General features: G+C 68.8%; 20 protein-coding genes. 7 read left to right on the top strand and 13 right to left on the bottom strand.

Annotated features, from left to right (window positions below; translation table 11 throughout):
• The first annotated feature begins 110 nt into the window (after positions 1-110).
• The 3 genes from BCM27_RS12440 to BCM27_RS12430 all read left to right on the top strand — a co-directional run bounded on the left by BCM27_RS12440 (position 111) and on the right by BCM27_RS12430 (position 2,236).
• Positions 111-896 carry a TVP38/TMEM64 family protein gene (locus BCM27_RS12440; protein WP_004019112.1) on the top strand — a complete coding sequence of 262 codons (786 nt, stop codon included), beginning with the start codon at positions 111-113 and terminating at the stop codon, positions 894-896.
• A gap of 81 nt (positions 897-977) precedes the next feature.
• Positions 978-1,589, top strand: coding sequence for a hypothetical protein (locus tag BCM27_RS12435; RefSeq protein WP_004019113.1), 612 nt, complete (start codon positions 978-980; stop codon positions 1,587-1,589).
• A complete protein-coding gene (locus BCM27_RS12430; protein WP_004019114.1) occupies positions 1,586-2,236 on the top strand; it encodes a hypothetical protein in 651 nt (216 codons plus the stop codon). The genes BCM27_RS12435 and BCM27_RS12430 overlap by 4 nt, the downstream gene beginning before the upstream one ends.
• 16 nt (positions 2,237-2,252) lie before the next feature.
• On the opposite strand, the gene BCM27_RS12425 is transcribed toward BCM27_RS12430, so the two are convergent.
• From BCM27_RS12425 to BCM27_RS12415, 3 genes are all read right to left on the bottom strand, one after another.
• The gene (locus BCM27_RS12425) at positions 2,253-3,476 is read right to left on the bottom strand and encodes an SPFH domain-containing protein (RefSeq protein ID WP_004019115.1); all 1,224 of its coding nucleotides are present in this window, start codon (positions 3,474-3,476) and stop codon (positions 2,253-2,255) included.
• Positions 3,477-3,526: 50 nt separating this feature from the next.
• Entirely contained in the window at positions 3,527-3,955 is a 429-nt protein-coding gene (locus BCM27_RS12420) for an NfeD family protein (RefSeq protein ID WP_004019116.1), read from the bottom strand.
• A gap of 82 nt (positions 3,956-4,037) precedes the next feature.
• On the bottom strand, positions 4,038-4,865 hold the full coding sequence (locus BCM27_RS12415; protein WP_004019117.1) for a DUF3097 domain-containing protein: 828 nt from the start codon (positions 4,863-4,865) through the stop codon (positions 4,038-4,040).
• A 143-nt stretch (positions 4,866-5,008) separates the two neighbouring features.
• On the opposite strand from BCM27_RS12415, the gene BCM27_RS12410 reads away from it, so the two are divergent.
• Entirely contained in the window at positions 5,009-5,878 is an 870-nt protein-coding gene (locus tag BCM27_RS12410) for a hypothetical protein (RefSeq protein ID WP_004019118.1), read from the top strand.
• Here BCM27_RS12410 and BCM27_RS12405 read toward each other — a convergent pair.
• The 9 genes from BCM27_RS12405 to BCM27_RS12365 all read right to left on the bottom strand — a co-directional run bounded on the left by BCM27_RS12405 (position 5,864) and on the right by BCM27_RS12365 (position 15,467).
• Complete coding sequence (locus BCM27_RS12405; RefSeq protein WP_004019119.1) at positions 5,864-6,523, bottom strand: hypothetical protein; 660 nt, start codon at positions 6,521-6,523, stop codon at positions 5,864-5,866. The genes BCM27_RS12410 and BCM27_RS12405 overlap by 15 nt on opposite strands.
• A gap of 286 nt (positions 6,524-6,809) precedes the next feature.
• The gene (locus tag BCM27_RS12400; RefSeq protein WP_004019120.1) at positions 6,810-7,943 is read right to left on the bottom strand and encodes a ferrochelatase; all 1,134 of its coding nucleotides are present in this window, start codon (positions 7,941-7,943) and stop codon (positions 6,810-6,812) included.
• Positions 7,940-8,779, bottom strand: a complete 840-nt coding sequence (inhA, locus tag BCM27_RS12395) for an NADH-dependent enoyl-ACP reductase InhA (RefSeq protein ID WP_004019121.1) — start codon at positions 8,777-8,779, stop codon at positions 7,940-7,942. The genes BCM27_RS12400 and inhA overlap by 4 nt, the downstream gene beginning before the upstream one ends.
• 76 nt (positions 8,780-8,855) lie before the next feature.
• Positions 8,856-9,590, bottom strand: coding sequence for a 3-oxoacyl-ACP reductase FabG1 (fabG1, locus tag BCM27_RS12390; RefSeq protein ID WP_004019122.1), 735 nt, complete (start codon positions 9,588-9,590; stop codon positions 8,856-8,858).
• A gap of 86 nt (positions 9,591-9,676) precedes the next feature.
• Entirely contained in the window at positions 9,677-10,645 is a 969-nt protein-coding gene (locus BCM27_RS12385; RefSeq protein ID WP_004019123.1) for a VWA domain-containing protein, read from the bottom strand.
• Positions 10,646-10,649: 4 nt separating this feature from the next.
• Positions 10,650-11,588 (bottom strand): DUF58 domain-containing protein, encoded by a 939-nt coding sequence (locus BCM27_RS12380; RefSeq protein ID WP_004019124.1) that lies wholly within the window; start codon positions 11,586-11,588, stop codon positions 10,650-10,652.
• The gene (locus BCM27_RS12375) at positions 11,578-12,777 is read right to left on the bottom strand and encodes an AAA family ATPase (RefSeq protein WP_004019125.1); all 1,200 of its coding nucleotides are present in this window, start codon (positions 12,775-12,777) and stop codon (positions 11,578-11,580) included. Before BCM27_RS12375 ends, BCM27_RS12380 begins: the two co-directional genes overlap by 11 nt.
• Positions 12,778-12,970: 193 nt before the next feature.
• On the bottom strand, positions 12,971-14,482 hold the full coding sequence (locus BCM27_RS12370; RefSeq protein WP_033203537.1) for an NlpC/P60 family protein: 1,512 nt from the start codon (positions 14,480-14,482) through the stop codon (positions 12,971-12,973).
• Positions 14,483-14,855: 373 nt separating this feature from the next.
• Positions 14,856-15,467: an Rv1476 family membrane protein gene (locus tag BCM27_RS12365; RefSeq protein ID WP_004021926.1), complete on the bottom strand. Its 612-nt coding sequence runs from the start codon at positions 15,465-15,467 to the stop codon at positions 14,856-14,858.
• Between the two features lie 372 nt (positions 15,468-15,839).
• Between BCM27_RS12365 and BCM27_RS12360 the strand changes: the two genes are divergently transcribed.
• Together BCM27_RS12360 and BCM27_RS12355 are read left to right on the top strand one after the other, a co-directional pair.
• Positions 15,840-18,662: an aconitate hydratase gene (locus BCM27_RS12360; protein WP_085944170.1), complete on the top strand. Its 2,823-nt coding sequence runs from the start codon at positions 15,840-15,842 to the stop codon at positions 18,660-18,662.
• Between the two features lie 15 nt (positions 18,663-18,677).
• Complete coding sequence (locus tag BCM27_RS12355) at positions 18,678-19,244, top strand: TetR/AcrR family transcriptional regulator (protein ID WP_004021928.1); 567 nt, start codon at positions 18,678-18,680, stop codon at positions 19,242-19,244.
• 3 nt (positions 19,245-19,247) lie between these two features.
• On the opposite strand, the gene BCM27_RS12350 is transcribed toward BCM27_RS12355, so the two are convergent.
• Positions 19,248-20,111 (bottom strand): hypothetical protein, encoded by an 864-nt coding sequence (locus BCM27_RS12350; protein ID WP_004021929.1) that lies wholly within the window; start codon positions 20,109-20,111, stop codon positions 19,248-19,250.
• Positions 20,112-20,262: 151 nt separating this feature from the next.
• Here BCM27_RS12350 and BCM27_RS12345 point away from each other — a divergent pair, with 151 nt between their 5' ends.
• Positions 20,263-21,873, top strand: a complete 1,611-nt coding sequence (locus tag BCM27_RS12345; protein ID WP_004021930.1) for a GMC oxidoreductase — start codon at positions 20,263-20,265, stop codon at positions 21,871-21,873.
• Positions 21,874-21,928: the final 55 nt, after the last annotated feature.

The following is a 21,928-nucleotide window of genomic DNA, read 5'->3' as shown; positions in this document are numbered from 1 at the left end:
AGCGCGTAGACGACACTAGCCGATCGCTCGCTCGGCCCGGCGCCGAGGTGGGCGTGACGTGGCCCACTCGAGCAGGCTGACCGTCGCGGGGTCCAGAGTAGAGTGTCCGGGTGCCCGATCCTTCCACTGTCAGCGAGGACGTCGCCGACCCGATCGGGACCGATGCCGCCGATGCCGCGGACGCGGGAGCGACCGGCGACGCCCGGACCCCGGTACCCGGCCGCCGGCGATTCGATCGCCGAACCGTGCGCCGGGCGCTCTTCGCCGCCGCACTCCTCGCAGCCGTCCTCGCCGGTTCCTACTTCGTCCCGCTGCCCTCGATCGTGAGCGTGCGCGACTGGGGCGCCGACCTCGGCCCGGCCTTCGTGTGGGTGTTCTTCCTCGCCTACGCGGTGATCACCATCGCGCCGATCCCGCGTTCGACGTTCACCGTCATGTCCGGGGTGTTCTTCGGGCCGCTCGTCGGCTTCGCGGGGGCGATGATCGCCTCGTCCATCGCGGCGGTGGCCGCGTTCGCCCTGGTCCGCCGGGTCGGGCGTGATCGCGTGCAGCCCTATCTGAAGACGCCGGTGGTCCGGGCCGTCGAGTACCGGCTCGAGCGACGCGGCTGGCTGGCGGTCGGGTCACTGCGCTTCATCGCGGCCTGCCCGTTCTCGGTGGCGAACTACTGCTCGGCCCTGTCGTCGGTGCGTCCCGTGCCGTACGCGGTGGCCAGCATCCTCGGGATGGCCCCGGGTACCGCGGCCGTGGTGATGCTCGGCGATTCCCTGACCGGTGACACGCATCCGGCTCAGCTGGCGGTCACCGGCGGCTTGTTCGCGATCGGCATCGCCGGCCTGGTCTTGGACTCGCGCCTGCCGGTGGTGCGCGCCGGGGCGACAAGCTCCGAGCGTTGATGGCCATCGATCAAGCCATCAGTCTTGATTCATCCAGCTCCATGCCTTGATTCGTCCTGATCAAGCATATAGCCTTGAGTGATGTTCGTTGTGACCGTCGACCAACGGGGCAGCCGGCGCGACATCGACCGGGTGGACCCCGTCCTCGCCGCACTCGAGGCGGTCGACACCGTCCGCGCCTTCGAACGCACCGCGGGTGACGAGATCCAGGGCATCCTCGCCGACCCGGTGGCCACTGCCCGGCTGGCCGTCGAACTCACCGCCGACGGGCACTGGAGTGTCGGCATCGGCGCCGGCGATGTCGACGAGCCCCTCCCCCCGTCCACCCGCGCCGGGCGCGGACCCGCCTTCGTCCACGCCCGCGACGCCGTCGAGGCCGCCAAACGGCAGCGGATACCGCTGTGCGTCCGCGGCCCCGACGCCCGCTGGTGCCGCCACGCCCAGACGGCCGGCCGACTCATCGCCGACGTCATCACCGCGCGCAGTTCCGCCGGGCGGGAGGCGGTGGAACTCATGCGGCGCGGCCTGACCCAGGTCGACGCAGCCGCCGCACTCGCCATCACCCCGCAGGCCATGAGCCAACGCCTGCGTGCCGCGGGCTGGGATCTCGAATCCGACTCCCTCGACCTCGTCGCCGATGCGCTCGCCGAGGCAGACCGACGGATGACAGCACCGACCGGAGGACCGGAATGACCACCGCCGCGATCGTCCTGCTGCTCCTGACCGCCCTGACGACGCCGATCTGGGCACTCGCGACGCGCACACGGCGCAGCCGGGCTCCGGTGGCCGTCGTCCGCAGACTCGACGTGATCGGAGCCGTCGTACTCCTCCTGCTGGCCTCGATCGCCGCCGTGCTCGCCGCCGCAGCCGGGCCCGCGACCGGCTTCCTCGCATCGGCGGTCCCGGTCGTCGCCGCCCTCGCGGCGGTCACCGGCGGCGGACCCGTGGTCCGGACGGTTCTCGTCGCCGGCGGGGTCGGCGCGCGAACAGGCCGCGGGCCCGACGCCCCGGACTCGCCGGACCACGAACCGGGCGGCGACGCCGAATCACCGGACGCCCCGGAGCACCCGGCACCCGACGCCGACGGACCGGCCGGGGCCACCGACGGCGGCCCGCTGCGCGGTGGCCGCGTCATCGGCTATCTCGAACGACTCGCGGTCGTCACCACGCTCATGGCCGGATGGCCCGAGGGCCTCGCGATCATCCTCGCCGTGAAGAGCCTCGCCCGTTATCCCGAACTCCGCGCGCCGCACGCGGCCGAGCAGTTCATCATGGGCACTTTCGCCTCGGTGATGTGGGCCGTCGGGATGGCGGGGATCGAACACCTCGTCATCCGCTGAACGCGGCGCCGACCGACTACGTCGTGGGCTCGGACGTGCCCGGATCCGCGGGTTCGGACCAACCGCCATCGGTGAGTTCGGCCGGCTCGGTCCCGACCGGCGGTACATGTCGTGAGGCGCGCCCGGCGCGCGCCGTGATCTCGGGCGCGACCGGGGTACGGGCGACCGCCTCGGCCTCGGCGACCGCCTGCGCGACCTTCGGATCCGAGGCCATCGAGAACCAGTCCTCGGTCTCCGTGTCGTCGATCGGCGAGGGCGGCGAGTCCGTCGGCTCGTACCGGAACACCCCATCGTCCCCCTGCACACCGAACGACTTGGCGAATCCCTGTAGGGCCGAACCGAAGTCGGAGGGCACGACCCACACCTTGCTGCCCTCGCCCTTCGCCATCTCGGGCAACTGCTGTAGATACTGATAGGCCAGGAGCTCGGGCGTCGGCTTGGCCGCCTTGATCGCGGCGAAGGTCTTCTCGATCGCCTTCGCCTCACCCTGCGCGTTGAGGTACGACGCGGCCCGCTCGCCCTGTGCCCTGAGGATGCGCGACTGCCGGTCGGCCTCGGCCGCGAGGATCGCGGCCTGCTTGGCACCCTCGGCGGCGAGGATCTGCGACTGCTTGTTGCCCTCGGCGGTCTTGATCGCCGACTCGCGCTGGCCCTCGGCGGAGAGGATCGTCGCCCGCTTCTCGCGGTCGGCCTTCATCTGCTTCTCCATCGACTCCTGGATCGACGGCGGCGGCATGATCGATTTCAGCTCGACGCGTGCGACCCGGAGTCCCCAGCGGCCGGTCGCCTCGTCGAGGACTCCGCGCAGCTGACCGTTGATGGAGTCGCGAGAGGTCAGGGTCTCCTCGAGTGTCATCCCGCCGACCACGTTGCGCAGGGTCGTGATGGTCAGCTGTTCGACGCCGGCGATGTAGTCGTCGATCTCGTACACGGCGGCCCGCGGGTTGGTGACCTGGAAGTAGACGACCGTGTCGATGGACAGGGTCAGATTGTCCTCGGTGATGACCGGCTGCGGCGGGAACGAGACCACCCGCTCACGGACATCCACGCGAGCGCGGATGCGGTCGATGAACGGCAACAGCAGCGTGAGTTGCCCGGACACGGTCCGCGTGTAGCGGCCCAGTCGCTCGATCACCGCCGCCTCCGCCTGCGGGATGAGGGCCACCGACTTGACCAGCATCACCACCACGAGCAACACGAGCAAGACGAGGACGGTCAGGCCGAAGATCTCGTACTCCATGGTCACCTTCCTGCGTTGTCGTTCCTACGTGTCCGCACTGCCGCCGCGGATCAGGCGCGCCACACCACCGCGGTCGCGCCGTCGATCTCGACGACGGTCACGTGGGTTCCCGGTTCGAGCACCTGAGACGGATCCATCGTGCGGGCCGACCACACGTCGCCGTCGATCTTGACCCGACCGTCGGTGGCGTCGACCTGTTCGGTCACCACCGCGGGCCGACCCTCGAGAGCCTCGGTGTTCATCAGCACCGCGGGCCGGTTGAGCATGTGCCTGCGGGCGATCGGACGAACCGCGACGAGCAGCAACACCGAGACGAGTGCGAAGACGACGCCGTCCACCCAGAGCGGTGGCTCGAAGACGAAGTCGACGCCCGCAGCAGCGAGTGCGCCACCGGCCAGCATGAGCAGGACCAGTTCGCCCCCGAACATCTCCGCGACCGTCAGGACGATCGCGGCCGCCAACCACAGCAGGGCGCTCATGCGTCCAGTCTGCCAGAGATGTCCGAACCCCCTTCGGCGCTCGCGACGCGGACGTATCCCTGTCCGCGTCCGGCCGGAGTGGTCACCTGGGCTCTTCGGCCGCGGTCACGAAGTCGATGAGTTCTTCCACCGAGCGCAGGAGGTCGACCTCGAGGTCTCGGAAACTGCTCACGCCGCTCAGCACCCGGCGCCAGCCGTCGCGCGGCTCCCCCCAGCCGAGTTCCGCGCACACCCCCGTCTTCCAGTCGGTGCCCCGCGGAATCCGCGGCCACGCAGTGATCTTCACCGAGGCGGGCTTCACGGCCTCCCAGACGTCGATATAGGGGTGCCCGCACACGAGGACGTGCTCCCCCACCTCGGCGGTCAGGTGTGCTTCTTTGGACCCGGCGACCAGATGGTCGACGAGGACCCCCGCGCGTCGATGAGACGCGGGTTGGAACTCCTCGAGCGCCGCATCGAGGTTGTCGAGTCCGTCGAGACTGACGACGACCACACCCTCGGCGCGGAGATCGTCGCCCCACACGCGTTCGAGAAGCGTCGCGTCGTGCACGCCCTCGACGAAGATCCGGCTCGCGCGGGCGGTGCGCGCGCGTGCACGCGTCGCGGCTCGCGAACCCGAGGCCGTCATGGCCGGTTTCTGCGGGCCCCTGGTGCGCGGCCGGACGAGCGTCACGGGGCGGCCGTCGATGAGGAACGCACCGGGGTGCATGAGGAAGACCCGCGTCTGCCCCCGCCGGTCCTCGAGCCGTACGAGGTCGCCGGCGTAGCTCTTCTCGAGGCCGACGACCGCACCGCAGAATCCGGTGGCGGCGTCCTCGACGACCAGGTCCCGCTCCGCGGCGACCTCCGCGGGACGCGGCTTCGCCCGGCGGGGTTGAGAGAGCACGTCGCGCCCGTAGCGGTCATCCATCGCACACCACCTTCTCGATCCGACCTCTCGCCGCCGCGGCGGAGAGCGTTGCCGCGGCGCACACACCGTATGCCCCGACGCCCCGCTCAGCGGGTTGCCACGCCCGACCCGACCGTCGGCCGCGGCGGTACCCTGGCATCTTGATGAATCGCAGCCGCCTCCTCTCCTCGACCGTCGCGTGGCCGACGTGTGCTCTCGGCGCGTGGTCGGCCGCCTGGCTGACCGGCCGTTGCTCGCCCGACGACGTGATCGAGACGCTGGCGGAGTCCGCCGACCGGCACCTGGTGCAGTGGCCGGACGCCCCCGGACCGACGGTCGAACAGGAGTCGCTCCCAACGGGTTCGGCGAGTGGAGTGCTCGACCTCCTGGCGCTTCTACGACCGGCACGGCGACTCGTTGTCCGTCTGCCCTCGACGGGCGATCCACAGGGGCTCCCCCCACATGCGGCGACATCGGCCGCCCTCGGCGCGGGTGAGGTCCTGCTCGTCGACGACGCGACGGGCACCGGCACGCTCGCCCTCGTGCCGACCTTCACCGTCACGACGTCCGCCGTGGACGTCGCCGAACCACCGTCCGTCATCTGCACGTGGTACGCCCACCGATATGACACCGCACTCGACCTCGGACACCTCGTCTCCGCGGGACCCAGCGCGGGCGACCTGGAATACGAGCTGCGGCAAGCCGTCCGGGACGCCACCACGATCATCGGCGGTCTCGGCGGCCGACGGGCGACGGACGCGACCGACCTCCGCGCGCAGCTGGTCGCGCTCACCTCGCGGCATCGGGTCGCCCTGCCGCCCCACATCTTGGACGCCCGGTCGACCCGCCTGATCGACACCGCGGCGCAGGTGGAGGCGATCGTCGACCTCGCGGGCGCGCGCGGCGTGGAGATCGGCGACAGTGCCGGACAATGGGATTCCGGCGACGCGACCCTCCGCGGTCTCCAGGTGTTGACCCGGACCGCGAGGGCCGCCGCGGTCAACCAGACGATTCTGGAGTTACTGCGTCACTGAGTCGCGGTGGTGTTCACCGGCACGGACTTCTCGCAGTCTGGGTGGGCGCTCGGACACGACGCCGTACAGGTCGAGTCCGTTCCGGCTCTCCGTCGCGAACAACGACGCTCCCCATTCGTGGACGAACCAGTCCCGCAGCCGCTTGGATCCGGTCCAGGCGTAGTACGGCCGGGCCGCCGAGACACAGAACCGTTCCACTTCGCGCATCATGCCGGTGAGGGCGTCACCACCACGGCATTCCGGGAGCACTGCGGCGATGCGCACGTCGACGGCATCGGCAGCCGGCGACGGCAACTGCGCGCTGGTGAGAAAATCGATCAGCCGCTCCCGGAGTCCGGGAATGGTCGCGGCCCGGAGAAAATCGGCCGGAACGAGTGGCGGTGAGCCGTCGGGTGACAGATCGGCATCGTGCGGATGCCAGATCAGAATTCCCACGAGCCGACCGTCCTGGTGAGATCCGATCACATATCCGGCCTCGAGATGAGGCCGCACCAATATCTCGGCCAGCCATTCACAAAGGGTGGGATCGGCGATGTGTTCGCCCAATACCCACCGGTACAGCGGGATCTCGTCGACCGCGCGGGCCAGGAGCTCGGCGGCGGGCCGTAGATCGGCTGTGGTGAGTGTCCGCTCTGCGGTCAACACTTGGTCACACGTCCAAACAGGGTGGTCACACAGCGGTGGGCCGCGTCGACGACGCAGCCCACCGGAGGCGAACACTCTCAGCTGACGGGTTCGCTGCTGCCCTCGGCGGAGCCGGTGGAGAGTGTTTCGAGAATCGGTCCGAGAAAATCGATTTCGAGTTCGATAGGTCCTTCTGCCATGGGGATTCCTCTCTCACATTCGCACCCTGATTCAGGTGCGCGTACCAAGAGAGTTGCATTTCGGTTGAGGCGCAGATCACATTTTGATCCATTCCTATACCGAATCGTTATGTTCGCGAATCGCTTCCCATTGTCGGCCGAATCTGGTCGGCCACCCTCTTCTTCGGTCGCGCCGCAGGCACACAACACCGATCTCGACACGTACGACCGTTGTCGCCGCACCCCATGGCGGACAGATCGCCGTCGCCCCCGGCGTAGCCCTGGACGAAGTCGCCGATCATCGAGATGAAACGCGGATCGGGACCGACGGTGGCGGCGCGCGCATAGTCGATGCCCAGCCGTTCGGCGACCTCGGCGGCCTCGTTGTCCAGATCCCAGATCACCTCGAGATGGTCGGAGATGAACCCCACGGGGTACACCACCACGCGCCGGACCCCCTGGGCAGCAAGGCTTTCCAGATGATCACAGATGTCCGGCTCGAGCCATGGGATCTGCGGCGGACCCGACCGCGACTGCCAGACCTGATCGAAGGCGGTGACGCCGAGTTCGTCGGCGACAGCCTGTGAGGCAGCCATCACCTGGCGCGAGTACAGGCCGCCGCCGTCCGCTGCGGGCCCCGACGCGGCGTCGGCCGAGGTCGGTACCGAGTGGGCGGTGAACACCAGCCGCGGGGTCTCGTCACCGGGGCCGAGCGTCTCGAACGCGCGACGTACCGCGTCGGCCCCGGCTGCGACGAACGCCGGATGCGACCAGTACTGCGGAAGTTTGCGCAACACCACCGCGTCGTCGGGACGACTGCTGCCCGGCTCGCGTTCGGCCAGCGCTGTCAGCGCCCGGTCGATGTCCTCGTGATACTGCCGGCAGCCGGAGTAGCCACCCCACGCCGACGTCGGGAACACGAGGATCCGGCGATGTCCGGCCCGATACATCTCGGCCAGCGTGTCCTCGACCATCGGGTGCCAGTTGCGGTTTCCGAAGTACACCGGCAGGTCGACACCGCGCCGGCCGAGCTCGTCGCGGAGCGCGTCGATCATCTCCAGGTTGAGCCGGTTGATCGGCGAGACACCACCGAAGTGGAGGTAGTGCTCGGCCACCGACTCGAGCCGCTCACGCGGGATTCCGCGACCACGGGTGACGTTCTCCAGGAACGGCATCACGTCATCGGGTCCGTCCGGCCCGCCGAACGACAGGAACAGGACGGCATCGAAGGGCGCGGTGTCGCCCGGTGCTGGCGAGCTCATGAGCCGGTGGTCATGCCCTCCGGGAACCAGGTGTTGTGGCTGGCGCCGCCGTCGACGTAGACGATGGAACCGGTGGTGGCCGGCAGCCAGTCGCTGAGCAGTGCGCAGACCGACTTGGCGACGACGGTCGGGTCATCGACGTCCCAGCCGATCGGCGACGCACCGTCCCAGTACTCGTTGAGCATGTTGAGCTGCTTGGCGTCGTCTGTCGCGGTCCCGGCGATGGCCTTCGCGGCCAGGGTCTTGATGGGACCGGCGGCCACGAGATTCGATCGGACGTTCTTGGCGTTGCCGACCTCGCGCGCCACGTACCGGTTCACCGACTCCAGCGCAGCCTTCGCCACGCCCATCCAGTTGTAGTACGGCATCGCGGTGCGGGGGTCGAAGTCCATGCCCACGATCGATCCGCCCTCGTTCATGGCGGGCAGCACGGCCCGGGCGAGCGAGGCGTAGCTCCAGGCCGAGATCTCGAAGGCCTTCGCGGCGTCGGGGCCGGGCCCCTCCAGGAACGGCTTGGCCTCGGGGCCCATCAACGTCCGGGGCGCGAAGGCGATCGAGTGCATGACGCCGTCGATGCCCTGCGGTGCCAGTTCGGTGATCTTCCCGGCGAGCGCGTCGAGGTCGTCCTCGTTGGTGACGTCGAGACCGATGGCCGGCGGCACCTCCTTGGGCAACCGCTTGGCGATCCGGTCGATCAGCCGGAGCCGCTCGGGGATGCCGGTGATGATGACGGTCGCGCCCTGCTCCTGCGCCATGGCGGCAGCGTGGAAGGCGATCGACGCATCGGTGATGATGCCCGTGATGAGGACGGTCTTCCCGTCCAGGATTCCGCTCACGTGGATGTGCTCCTGAGATCGACGTTGATTGACGTGCCGTGTGGCCGCGCGTGGCGGCTCGGTGATCGGGTGACGGTCAGTGCCCCATGCCCATGCCGCCGTCGACGGGCAGGACCGCACCGGAGATGTAGCCGCCCTCGTCGGAGGCGAGGAAGCTGATGGCCGCGGCGACGTCCTCGGGCTTGCCGGTACGGCCGAGCGGGATGGCCTGCTTGGCCATCTCGATGTAGCGGTCCTCCATCGACGCGGTCATGTCCGTCTCGATGAATCCGGGCGCCACGACATTGGCGGTGATGTTCCGGGACCCGATCTCACGTGCGATCGAGCGCGCCATGCCGATCAGGCCCGCCTTCGAGGCGGCGTAGTTCACCTGTCCGGGGATGCCGGACATCGCGACCACCGAGCCGAGGAAGATCATGCGTCCCCACTTGGCGCGCTGCATCCCCTTGGTGGCGCGCTTGGCGCACCGGAATGCGCCGGTGAGGTTCGCGTCGACGACCTTCTCGAAGGAGTCCTCGGACAGTCGCATGAGGAGCATGTTGTCGGTGATGCCCGCGTTGGCGACGAGGATCTCGACGGGGCCCTGGTGCTCCTCGACCTCGGCGAACGCGCGGTCCACCGACTCGGAGTCGGTGACATCGCACTTCACGCCGAACAGTCCGTCCGGGGCCCCGGAACCACGATGGGTCACCGCGACCCGGTGACCGTCGGCCGCGAGGCGCTGTGCCACGGCCAGGCCGATTCCGCGGTTGCCGCCGGTGACCAGGACCGAGCGGGAGGGATTCTGCGCTTCGTTGCTAGCTGCCGTCATGGGTGTTCAACCTATCCGTTCTCGTTGCGTGGGTGGCACGCGGTCGGCGCGCGGGGGCGCGGCGGCACACCCCGGACACCTCCGCGTCAGGGCAGCCGGCGATTGATCGCCAGCGCGGCGAACGCCGACACCAGCGCAAACAACGTACCCGCGATCAGCCACGGCTTCGAATTGTCCCCTCGCCGGGTCTCGTAACCGATCTCGTCCTGGAGCTGCTCGTAGACCTTGTTCAGTTCGTCGAGGCTGGCCGCGGTGAAGAAGTCGCCGCCGGACAGGTTGGCGATCTTGCGCAGCGAGTCGTCGTCGACCGGGACCGGCACCCGGTCGCCCTCGAGTTCGACGGTGCCCGTCCGGGTGCCGAAGGAGATGGTGGAGACCGGGATCTTCTCCTCCTTGGCCTTGCGGGCAGCGGTGAAGGCACCGCGCGGATCGTCGGGGTCGTCCGGCACGGTCTCCTTGCCGTCGGAGAGCAGCACGATGCGCGCGGGCGGCGCGCCCTCGGTGCCGCCGAGCACCGCGTTCAGGGTGCTGATCTGCTGGAGCGCCGCGAAGATGCCCTCGCCGGTTGCCGTCTTGTCGTCGAGACGGAGTTTGTCCACGGCGACCTTGGTCGCGTTGTGGTCGGGTGTCGGTGACACCAGGCTCGCCGCGGTCCCGGCGAAGGAGATCAGACCGAGATTGATCCCCTCGGTCAGCTCGTCGGCGAACTTCTTGGCCGCCTCCTGGGCCGCGCGGATCCGGGAGGGCGACACGTCGGTGGCGTTCATCGATCGCGACACGTCCATCACCAGCACCACCGTCGCCTTGTTGCGCGGCACCTTCCGATCCGCCTGCGGGCCGGAGAGCGCGACCGTCAGCAGGATCAGCGAGATGATCAGGAGCGCGATCGGCAGGTGACGCAACCGGCCGCGGTCGGCCGGGGCGACCGACTTCAGCAGGTCGAGGTTCGCGAAGGTCAGCGCGCGTTGCCTACGGCGCCGCAGCATGTACACGTAGGCGACGCCGAGCAGCACCACGACCAGGAGCAGCAGCAACCACCAGGGACTGGACAGCATCGGCCTACCCCACCCCCGCCGCGAGGCCGCGACGGCGTTGTGCGACGAACTTGACGGTGTCGGCGATCCATTCGCGATCGGTACGCAGGGTCAGGACCGCCCCGCCACAACTCCGCAGCGTGCGGTGGACCCGCTGCTGGTGCGCCGCGGCCGCGGCCGCGAAATCGCGTCGGAGATCCTCGGTGATCGTGACGTCGTGGATCTCGCCGGATTCCGCATCGGCCAGCGTGACCTCGCCGATCGCCGGCAGGTCGAGGTCGCGGGGGTCGAGGACCTCGACCGCGAGCAGCTCGTGATGCGCGCCGATGGCGCGGAGCGAGCGTTCCCAGTCGATGGGTCCGAGGAAGTCGCTGATGACGACCGCGAGCCCGCGCCGGCGCTGGGGCCGGCGGAGGGCCTCGATGCCCGCTCTCAGATCCCCGCGCACCCCGGGAGAACTGCGTCGGGTCGTGGCGATGGCCTTCAAGAGGTTCTGTGCGTGCGCGCGTCCGGCCCGGGCCGGGACCCGCACGAGGTCGTCGCCGGTCACCACCAGCGCGCCGTGCCGGTTGCCGCCGCCGGTCGTGAGATGGACCAGCGCCGCGGCCGCAGCCACCGCCAGGTCACGCTTGGTGCAGTCGACGGTGCCGAAGTCGAGACTGGCCGAGGCATCGACGACGAGCCAGGTCTCCAGTTCGCGGTCGGCGATCATCTGCCGGACATGCGGCTGGGTGGTGCGCGCGGTGACCGACCACTCCATCCGCCGGACGTCGTCGCCCGGCTGATACGCCCGTGCCTCCCCCGGTTCCGAACCCGGTCCGGGAATCAGTCCCAGGTGCTCACCCTGCAGCACGCCGTCGAGCTTGCGCCGCACGGTGAGCTCGAGCATCTTCAGGGCCGCGGTCAGCTGCGGCTCGTCGAGCAGACCGGCGCCGAGGCGCGGAAGGTCGCGATTAGCCGCCATACTGAGGTGAATTCCGGTTCGCCGGTGCCGAATTCGGGTCCACCGGTCCGGCGGACTGCGAGACCTGCTGTCCCGCATAGCCATTCGGCCCGTGTCCACCGTTGGGCGCCTGCGGCTGCCCGGCCGGGTACTGCCCCTGCGGGATCGGCTGCGCGCCGACCTGCGGCAGTCCGACGGTCTGCAGCACCCGGGCGATCACCTGGTCGGCGTCGATCTCGTCGGCGAGCGCGTCATAGGACAGCACCAGTCGGTGCCGGAGCACGTCGGGCATGATCTCGACGACGTCCTGCGGGATCACGTAATCGCGACCGCGGACCAGCGCCAGCGCGCGAGCGGCGGCCACGATGCCCAGGGTCGCGCGCGGCGACGCCCCGTAGGACAGCCAGGAGGCGACGTCGTTGAGGCCCAGCTCGGCCGGGCGGCGGGTCGCGTTGATGACGCGGACGACGTAGTCGACGAGGGCGTGGTGGACGAAGACGTTCGCCGCGGTCCGCTGCAGGCGCAGCATCGCGGCCGGGTCGAGGACCTGGGACGCGGTCGGTGGGACGTTGCCCATCCGGTAGACGATCTCTCGTTCCTCCTCCACCGACGGGTAGTCGACGAGCACCTTGAACAGGAAGCGGTCCCGCTGGGCCTCGGGCAGCGGGTAGACGCCCTCGTTCTCGATGGGGTTCTGGGTCGCCATCACCAGGAACGGATCCGGCATCGAGTAGGTCTTGCCGCCGATCGAGACATGCCGCTCGGCCATCACCTCGAGCAGGGCGGACTGCACCTTGGCGGGTGCGCGGTTGATCTCGTCGGCCAGCAGGAAGTTCGCGACGACCGGGCCCAGCTCGGTGTCGAACTCCTCACGGCCCTGGCGGTAGATACGCGTACCGATCAGGTCGGTGGGCACCAGGTCGGGGGTGAACTGCACGCGGGAGAACGACCCGCCGACGACGCGGGCGAACGTCTCGACCGCGAGCGTCTTCGCGACACCGGGCACACCCTCCAGCAGGATGTGGCCTCGGGCGAGCAGACCGACGAGAATGCGCTCGACGAGCTGATCCTGGCCGACGATGACGCGCTTGACCTCGTAGATGGCCCGTTCGAGCAGGGCGACGTCGGCGTCGCTCAGCACCGAGGAGTCCGCTCCTGCCGCCCCGGGATCCCCCGTGGCCGCCTTGCCGAGGGAGTGCGATTCGGTCAACCCGTGCTCCTGTTCCTCTGAACTGCTGTTCTTCTCGGGCGGCGAGGCGTCAGCCCTGGGTGCGGCCGCGATCGCGCAGCGCGCAGGCGTCGACCCCGCGTGTCTGTGCAAGCCTAGCCGTGCGAACTGAAAAGGTGCCAAGAAGACTCGGCGGGTGTCGGTCGTTCACGACCCCCGCCCGGACCGCCGGCCGTCAGAGCAGACGCACCACGTTCGGCATCGCGCCGTCGGTGCGCAGCGGCGACACCTTGACGACGTCTCCGGACTGCGGCGCCTCGACCATCTTGTTGTCCCCGAGGTAGAGCGCGACGTGCGCACTCGCGTTGGGGCCGTAGAAGATCATGTCGCCGCGGCGCATCTGCGACAGCGGGAACTGCGGTCCCGAGGTGTACTGGTAGCCGGTGTAGTGCGGCAACTCGATACCCACTCCGGCGAACGCGTAGATCATCAGACCCGAGCAGTCGAAGCCGATCTTGTTGTAGTCGCCGTAGCTGTCGGCGACGCCGCCGTCGCGGATGCCCTGCGTGGGCCCGTTGGCGTCGCCGCCGCCCCAGGCGTAGGGCACGTTCAGCTGCGAGAGGGCGCGGTTGACCGCGATCTCCACCGCCTGCGGGCCGCGCAGTCCGGGTCGGACCATCCCACCTCCGCCGCCACCGCCGGAGGAGCTGCCGAACAGGGTGCCGAGACTCCCGGAACCGAGTCGCGCGCTGAGGGTGTCGCCACCGCTGCTGCCGGTGACATCCGCACCACCGAGTCCGAGCTCGTTCAGCAGCTCCGACTGGGGCAGCTGCTGCTGACCGACGAGACCCGCGAGGATCGACTGACCGACATCGACCGCGAGGCGTGCGGCGGCCTCGGCCGCGACGGCGAGCGCCTGGTTGTCGGTGACCGGCGTGGCCGGCAGCGCCTTCAGGGCACCCTCGGCCGACGGGTCCTTCGGGAACAGGTTGGACAGCAGATCGCTCGCCGACGGCCCCTCGACCGTCTTCTTCGGGACATAGCCGCGAATGGTGTTGAGACGCTTCTGTACCCGATCGCGCTCACCGATGAGGGTGGCCTTGCGCTTCTGCTGGGTCGTGATGGCGGTCTTGGCCTCGGTCACCGCGGCCATCGCATCGATCTTGCGCTGCTCGGCGCTCTTGGCCGCGAACGACGCCTGTCGACGGGTGGCCTCCACCGCGGCGAGACGGTTGGCCTTCTGGTTGCGTGCGACCTGTAGCCGCCGGATCATCTCCTGCTGCTTCTTGCCGACCTGGTCGATCAGCTTCATGCGGTCGAGCACGGCCTGCGGGTCTTCCGAGGACACGTAGTTCGACATCGAGCCCTGCTCGGGTCCCTGCTGGTAGGCCAGCCGCGCGAACCGGTCGAACTCCTTCTGCGCATCGACGACGGCCTTGCTGGAGCGATCGAGTTCGGTCCGGGCGCCGCGTGCGGCCACCGTGGCGAGGCGTCGCTGGGCGAGGGAGTTCTGGAAATCGGCGATCGACCGGTTCACGTTCTCCTGGCGGGCGGCGAGCGCCTGATCGAGGTCGGCGATGTCCTGGTTGACCGTCGCGATGCGGTTGATCAGACCGGAGATGGGCGACTCGGGCGTCTTCTTGGGTGCCGCGTCGGCGTGACCCGCGCCGAGCGCGCAGATGAGTACGACAGCCAGGGCTGCCGAGACGCGCGCCGGCCACGACGCACCAGTTCTTCCTCGCCTCACCTGGAACTCCTCGCGATTCGTGCGGGGATCTCGCGATCCCCGGCCGGCGATCGTCCGGGTCGTCGAAACCGCGGCGATCACGCACTGCACTTGCGCCACATCGGACCCTGTAGGGGACACAGGCATCACACGTGACATCAGAACCGTACGTCACATCAACCACACGAGAAAACCGCGTTCGTGAATTACAAACGCGTGATTACCTGCGAAAATGCCGTGAACTGGCGAAAGCTCGAGCAGTTGTCGAGGTCTCGAATTGGCAACAGACCGGACGACACGCCGGCCATGGTCCGCTTGGAGGGACGAGACGGGTGTCAGGGGGTCGAGATCGTGTGCTCCGGCTGCCGGGTCGAGCGGCGCCGGAGCCCCGCGACTACCTGCCGGAAGAAGACGGCTCGCGGCGGCGCGACGACGGTTCGTCCGATGTCGTGCCGGCGGACTGCACGGGTCCCAGCGGACCGGCGGCCAGGTTCGTGCGGGCGCGGATCCGACGCAGCCTGGCGAGCACCGCACCGATCGCGACGACGAGGACCAGCAGGACGCCGACGATCGTCCAGTCCACATTGGGACCGGTCATCGTGTCGATCATCTGGCGAGCCGCCCCCGCCGGGTCCGTCAGTGTGAGGCCGTCGGTGGCCTGCTCCTGCACCACGCGGCTGAAATCCGGAGACGAGCTACCGACCGAGTTGGGGCCCAGCACGATGACGGTTCCGCCGACCTGCTCCTGCAACTGGTTCGCGATGTCGCGGTAGAGCGTGAAGCGCGGCTGCACCTGATCGATGACCACGAAGCTCACGTCGTGACCCTTGGAGTGGGCGTACTCGACGACCTCGAGCATCCGGGGCAACTGCTCGGGTGTCGCACCGGCGACACCGTCATCGGCGATGTCCCGGGACAGCTCGCCCATCTCGACCCCGACGAGTCCGGTGAGTTCGTTGTTCTCCGCAGGAGCTGCCAGCACCAACGTCGTCGCCTGCGGACCCATCCGCCACCCCTGTCCTCTCGAGATCACCGGGGTTGCGCAGACGTGGACGGCCGGTATCGCGCCGACGTCGAGTGTCCACTCGCCGAACCCCGCCCTGCACCGTACGACACAATGGAGTCGTCTGGGTACTCCGGTGGCGGCACGTCCGCCCGGCGCGTCCCGGGCACGAGCTTGGTAACAGTACGCTCGTACTGTTAGACTGGACGATGTTGTCGCGGGTGGCCCTCGCGGACATCCGATGGCGCCGGCGCAGCCCGCCGGTGCAGAACGTCAGACGGCGCACACACCGACGGAACGGGAGCGACGCCCGCCCGCCGGTCACGCCCGACCGCAAGTGGATCATCGAGTATCGCCGGCGCAGCCCGCCGGTACATGAGGAGAGTGGATTTAGACGTGAGTATCAATTCCTTCGACGCCCGCGGCACGCTGGACGTCGGCGACAACAGCTACGAGATCTACCGTCTGAACGCGGTCGAGGGCACCGGCAAACTCCCCTACTCGCTGAAGGTCCTGGCGGAGAACCTGCTGCGCACCGAAGACGGCGCCAACATCACGAAGGAACACATCGAGGCGATCGCGAACTGGGATCCGAACGCGGACCCCAGCATCGAGATCCAGTTCACCCCCGCGCGCGTGATCATGCAGGACTTCACCGGCGTGCCCTGCATCGTCGACCTCACCACGATGCGTGACGCGGTCAAGGAACTCGGCGGCGACCCGGACAAGGTGAACCCCCTCGCGCCCGCCGAGATGGTCATCGACCACTCGGTCATCATCGAGGCCTTCGGCAACGCGCAGGCCTTCGAGCGCAACGTCGAGATCGAGTACCAGCGCAACGAAGAGCGCTACAAGTTCCTCCGCTGGGGCCAGGGCGCCTTCGACGACTTCCGCGTCGTGCCGCCGGGCACCGGCATCGTCCACCAGGTCAACATCGAGCACCTCGCGCGCTCGATCATGGTCCGCGACGGCGTGGCCTACCCCGACACCTGTATCGGCACCGACTCGCACACCACCATGGAGAACGGTCTCGGCGTCCTGGGCTGGGGCGTCGGCGGCATCGAGGCCGAGGCCGCGATGCTCGGCCAGCCGGTCTCGATGCTGATCCCGCGTGTCGTCGGCTTCAAGCTGACCGGCTCGGCCAAGCCCGGCGTGACCGCCACCGACGTGGTCCTCACCATCACCGAGATGCTCCGCAAGCACGGCGTCGTCGGCAAGTTCGTCGAGTTCTACGGCAACGGCGTCGGCGAGGTCCCGCTGGCCAACCGCGCCACCATCGGCAACATGAGCCCCGAGTTCGGTTCCACCTGTGCGATGTTCCCCATCGACGAGGAGACCGTGAAGTACCTGCGGCTCACCGGCCGCAGCGAGGAGACGCTCGCGCTCGTCGAGGCGTACGCCAAGGAACAGGGCATGTGGCTGGAGAAGGACGCCGAGGAGGCCGTCTACTCCGAGTACCTCGAACTCGATCTCGCCGACGTCGTGCCCTCGATCGCCGGCCCGAAGCGCCCGCAGGACCGGATCGAGCTGTGGGACGCCAAGAACGCGTTCCGCAAGGACATCCACAACTACGTCGAGAACGGCAACTCCGCCCCGCAGACGAAGCTCGACGAGGCCGTCGAGGAGACCTTCCCGGCGTCCGATCCCGCGACGCTGTCCTTCGCCGACGACGACGCCGAGCCACTGCACTCGGCCGCCAACGGCGCCGAGGGTCGGCCGACCAACCCGGTCCGGGTCGACTCCGAGGAGCGCGGCTCGATGATCCTCGACCACGGCATCGTGACCATCGCGTCGATCACCAGCTGCACCAACACGTCCAACCCGTCGGTCATGCTCGGTGCGGCGCTGCTCGCCAAGAAGGCCGTCGAGAAGGGCCTGAGCTCCAAGCCGTGGGTCAAGACCTCGATGGCACCCGGTTCGCAGGTCGTCACCGGCTACTACGACAAGTCCGGCCTGTGGCCGTACCTGGAGAAGCTCGGCTTCTACCTCGTCGGCTACGGCTGCACCACCTGCATCGGCAACTCGGGCCCGCTGCCGGAGGAGATCTCCAAGGCGATCAACGACAACGACCTGACCGCCACCGCGGTGCTCTCGGGCAACCGCAACTTCGAGGGTCGCATCAACCCCGACGTGAAGATGAACTACCTCGCGTCGCCGCCGCTGGTCATCGCCTATGCACTGGCCGGAACGATGGACTTCGACTTCGAGACCGACGCCCTCGGCCAGGACACCGACGGCAACGACGTGTTCCTCAAGGACATCTGGCCGTCCAACGAGGAGATCGAGGCGACCATCGCCTCGTCGATCTCGCCGGAGCAGTACGCCTCGGATTACGCCGACGTCTTCAAGGGCGACGAGCGCTGGCAGAACCTGCCGACCCCGTCGGGCAAGACCTTCGAGTGGGACGACGAGTCCACCTACGTGCGCAAGCCTCCGTACTTCGAGGGCATGCAGCGTGAGCCGTCGCCGGTCTCCGACATCAAGGGCGCACGCGTGCTCGCGAAGCTCGGCGACTCGGTGACCACCGACCACATCTCCCCCGCGTCGACGATCAAGCCCGGCACCCCCGCCGCGCAGTACCTCGACGCGAACGGTGTGGCCCGCAAGGACTACAACTCGCTGGGCGCCCGCCGCGGCAACCACGAGGTGATGATCCGGTCGACCTTCGGCAACATCCGTCTGCAGAACCAGCTGCTCGACGGTGTCACCGGCGGCTACACCCGCGACTTCACCCAGGAGGGTGCACCGCAGTCGTTCATCTACGACGCCGCGCAGAACTACGCCGAGCAGAACATCCCGCTCGTCGTGCTCGGCGGCAAGGAGTACGGCACCGGGTCGTCGCGTGACTGGGCCGCCAAGGGCACCAGCCTGCTCGGCGTCAAGGCCGTCATCACCGAGAGCTTCGAGCGCATCCACCGCTCGAACCTGATCGGCATGGGCGTGATCCCGCTGCAGTTCCCCGAGGGTGAGTCGCACAAGTCGCTGGGCCTCGACGGCACGGAGACCTTCGACATCGCCGGGATCGAGGAGCTGAACAACGGCACCACGCCGTCGACCGTGCACGTCACCGCCACCAAGGAGGACGGTTCGACGGTGGAGTTCGATGCGAAGGTCCGCATCGACACCCCCGGCGAAGCCGACTACTACCGCAACGGAGGCATCCTGCAGTACGTGCTGCGCAACATGATCAAGAGCTGACAGGAGGCACTCGACGTGCCCAAGGTCAGCGATGACCGGCTTGCCGCGCGTCGTCGGGAGATTCTCGACGGCGCGCGGCATTGCTTCGCGGAGTACGGATACGACGGCGCCACCGTCAAGCGCATCGAGGAGTCCACGGGCCTGTCCCGCGGAGCGATCTTCCACCACTATCGGGACAAGGAAGCGCTGTTCCTCGCGCTCGCCCGGGAAGATGCCGAGCGCATGGCCGATGTGGCGGCCGAACAGGGTCTGGTGCAGGTGATGCGCGACATGCTCACCCGGCCGCAGGATTTCGACTGGCTCGGCACCCGGTTGGAGATCGCCCGAAAACTACGGACGGACAACGGTTTCCGGACGGAGTGGGTCTCTTACTCGGCCGAGGTCGAGCAGGCGACCCTGAGTCGGCTGGAACGGGGCCGCCAGGCGGGACGCCTGCGCGACGACGTGCCGACAGACGTGCTGCTGAACTATCTCGACCTCGTCCTCGACGGCCTGATCACCCGGTTGGCCACCGGCCAGCCCACCGACGACCTGCACGCGGTGCTCGACCTGGTCGAGGCGTCGGTGCGCGCTCACGAGTGACGCTCACCGCGCACTCAGGATGGTGACGACCTCACTGATGGAACGGTTCGCCGACAACCGGTAGGCCCGGACCGCCTCGTCGCCCGTCAGCTGGACGACGGGATCGCCTCTCGTCGTCCAGCGCTCCGTTCCGGCGACCCCCGACCCCATCGGCCACAGCTCCGGCGCCGGCATCGGGGAGGCGTCGATGACCGGGGACAGTCCCCGTGCCTGCCTCGCCCGCTGTCCGGCGACGGCGACCAACCAGCACTCGGCGACCGCAACGGGCCGAATCGATGACATGACCCCATGCGTGCCGTCGAAGGTCATGGTCATGGTGTCGGCGCGCTGTACCCGCATGGGCGATCCGAACAGCGTGAAGCGTGCCAGCCGGTCGTTGTGCAGATCGAACTCCGCGCCGAACCCACGCAACGCCGCGGTGCAGTCGTCGGTCAGATACCGAGCCGACGAGTCGCTCTCCCGGCGACGCTCTTCCTCCTCACGTCGCCGGTCGCCGATGGGGCGGTACTCCCGTTCCAGTGCGGGCCGGTTCGCGGCCGCACCGTCGGCGAGCCGCCGATGCAACCACGCCGGGTCGATCTGCAGGAAGTACCGGTAGTGGATCCGTCGCGGCCCGTCCGCGGCGGACACCGGAGCGTCCTCGACGAGCATCTGCACGCCGTGGTCCACCGACCAGACGGCGGCGACCCGGCCATCGACGTCGGCCACCCAGGACCACCCCCGGGCCCGGATCTCGGGCGCCGCCGACTCGAGCACGACACTCAGCGCCGTACCCGGTTGCACCGCGAGCGAATACCCGTGTGGCGAGACATCATCCCCCATCGACACACTGTCGCGGTCCACCCCGATCACCAGCGAAGCCGTCACGCCCGGAGCCTATCGTCCGGGCGCGCCCACCGGCTCGTCGAGACATCCCGTGACGTCATGGGAAAGAACCGGCCCGAACGGTGATCCATCCCACATTCTCACCTACGTTAAGGAGTTCCTAACCTTACTTAGCTCACGCTAAGGTGCCCAGGTGAACTACGACATTTCCGGTCCGGCCGTCTCTCGCCGGACCCTCATGCGCTCGGCGGCCGGCGCCGGAGCACTCGTCGCGCTCGGCGCGACTGTCACTCCGGCGCAGGCGGCGCCGGCGCAGACCGCGATCGTCATCGGCACCGGCTTCGGCGGCGCGGTGGCCGCTCGCCGGCTCGGCGAGGCCGGTTATCGCACAACAGTTTTCGAGCGTGGCCGCCGCTGGCCGATTCGGCCGGACGGCAACACCTTCGCCACGACCACCAATCCCGACAAGCGCGCGGCGTGGTTCGGCAGCCCGGCCGGCGCGAGTGCGGCGAGTGGGCTGCCGGTCGAGCCCTATCCCGGTGTCCTCGACCATGTGATGGGCAACGGTGTCGAGGCCGTGTACGGCGCGGGCGTCGGCGGCGGATCTCTCGTGTTCGGTTCTTTCACTCCCGTCCCCCGCCGCCAGGACTTCGACCACATCTTCCCGGCGGCCGCCGACTACGCGCAGCTCGCCCAGACCTACTTTCCGCGCGCCAAGGCCGGGCTCGGCGTCTCGCCGCTGCCCGCGGACATCCTCGCGCACCCGAAGTACATCGGCGCGCGGTCGTGGCTGAAGGTCATCGAGCGCTACGGAGCGTCCCCACACTTCTTCGACTTCGCGATCGACTGGGACATCGTCCGCGACGAACTGGCCGGCCGGGCAACCCCGTCGGTCACCGCGGGCGAACTGAGCTACGGCGTCAACAGCGGCGCCAAGAAGTCGCTCGACCGCAGCTATCTCCTCGCCGCCGAACGGACCGGCAACGTGTCCGTCAAGCCGATGCACGAGGTCTTCGACATCCGGCCCCGGTCACGGCGCGCCGGATTCGTCGTCACCGCACGGGTTCTCGACGAGCAGGGACGCTCGGTGCGTACCGTCACCGCCGAGGCCGATCACCTCTTCATGGCCGCGGGGTCGTTCCACACCACTCGCTTGCTCGTCGAGGCGCGCGCCCAGGGGCGCCTCCCGCGGTTGTCGCCGCGCATCGGTGACGGCTTCGGCGTCAACGGCGACTTCCTCACCATCCGCGCGAACCCGCGTGAGGACTTCGGCGCCGTCCAGGGCGGACCGGGTTATGCCCGGATCTATGAGGACAACCTGCCCGGTGGGCCGGTCTCGATGGTCTACCAGGCCACCCCGCTGCCCGCGCCGCTCGGCAAGGCGGCGACCACCCACCTCGTCCAGGCCCACACCGACGAGCGCGGCACGATCGACTACGACCATCGCACGCGTCGGGCGCAGTTGAACTACCCCCACCCGGCCGACCGCAACGACCTGGACCGTCGCAGCAACGCATTCATCAGGCGGTTCCACGAACGCACCGAGGGCCGGTTCGGGTTCGGCGCGAACGGTACCCATGTGTCGTCGCGGGCGCTCGGATTCGGTTCCGCGAGCACCTATCACGGACTCGGCGGCGTGGTGATGGGTGCCGCGGCCGACATGGGCGGCGGCGTGCGCGGCTACGACAACCTGTGGGTCGTCGACGGCTCCTTCGTCCCGGGCGCCGTGGGCCTGGTGAACCCCGCGCTCACCATCACCGCTCTCGCGGAACGCACCATGGACAGGTTTCTCGCGACGCGGTGAGGGTCTGAGAAATCGGACACGACGCTAGGGTAATGTGACTCGCACCACCCCGAAC

Origin of the sequence: Gordonia terrae (assembly GCF_001698225.1) — a bacterium.
Taxonomy (GTDB): Bacteria; Actinomycetota; Actinomycetes; order Mycobacteriales; family Mycobacteriaceae; genus Gordonia; species Gordonia terrae.
Note: the sequence above shows the minus strand (reverse complement) of the source record. Positions and strands in the feature narration are given on the sequence as shown.

What these genes read in the sequence shown, in the direction of transcription:
- BCM27_RS12435 (WP_004019113.1), top strand. Translation starts at nt 978, where the DNA reads ATGTTCGTTGTGACCGTCGACCAACGGGGCAGCCGGCGCGACATCGAC.
- BCM27_RS12430 (WP_004019114.1), top strand. Translation starts at nt 1,586, where the DNA reads ATGACCACCGCCGCGATCGTCCTGCTGCTCCTGACCGCCCTGACGACG.
- BCM27_RS12425 (WP_004019115.1), bottom strand. Translation starts at nt 3,476, where the DNA reads ATGGAGTACGAGATCTTCGGCCTGACCGTCCTCGTCTTGCTCGTGTTG.
- BCM27_RS12420 (WP_004019116.1), bottom strand. Translation starts at nt 3,955, where the DNA reads ATGAGCGCCCTGCTGTGGTTGGCGGCCGCGATCGTCCTGACGGTCGCG.
- BCM27_RS12415 (WP_004019117.1), bottom strand. Translation starts at nt 4,865, where the DNA reads ATGGATGACCGCTACGGGCGCGACGTGCTCTCTCAACCCCGCCGGGCG.
- BCM27_RS12410 (WP_004019118.1), top strand. Translation starts at nt 5,009, where the DNA reads ATGAATCGCAGCCGCCTCCTCTCCTCGACCGTCGCGTGGCCGACGTGT.
- BCM27_RS12400 (WP_004019120.1), bottom strand. Translation starts at nt 7,943, where the DNA reads ATGAGCTCGCCAGCACCGGGCGACACCGCGCCCTTCGATGCCGTCCTG.
- fabG1 (WP_004019122.1), bottom strand. Translation starts at nt 9,590, where the DNA reads ATGACGGCAGCTAGCAACGAAGCGCAGAATCCCTCCCGCTCGGTCCTG.
- BCM27_RS12385 (WP_004019123.1), bottom strand. Translation starts at nt 10,645, where the DNA reads ATGCTGTCCAGTCCCTGGTGGTTGCTGCTGCTCCTGGTCGTGGTGCTG.
- BCM27_RS12380 (WP_004019124.1), bottom strand. Translation starts at nt 11,588, where the DNA reads ATGGCGGCTAATCGCGACCTTCCGCGCCTCGGCGCCGGTCTGCTCGAC.
- BCM27_RS12365 (WP_004021926.1), bottom strand. Translation starts at nt 15,467, where the DNA reads ATGGGTCCGCAGGCGACGACGTTGGTGCTGGCAGCTCCTGCGGAGAAC.
- BCM27_RS12360 (WP_085944170.1), top strand. Translation starts at nt 15,840, where the DNA reads ATGAGGAGAGTGGATTTAGACGTGAGTATCAATTCCTTCGACGCCCGC.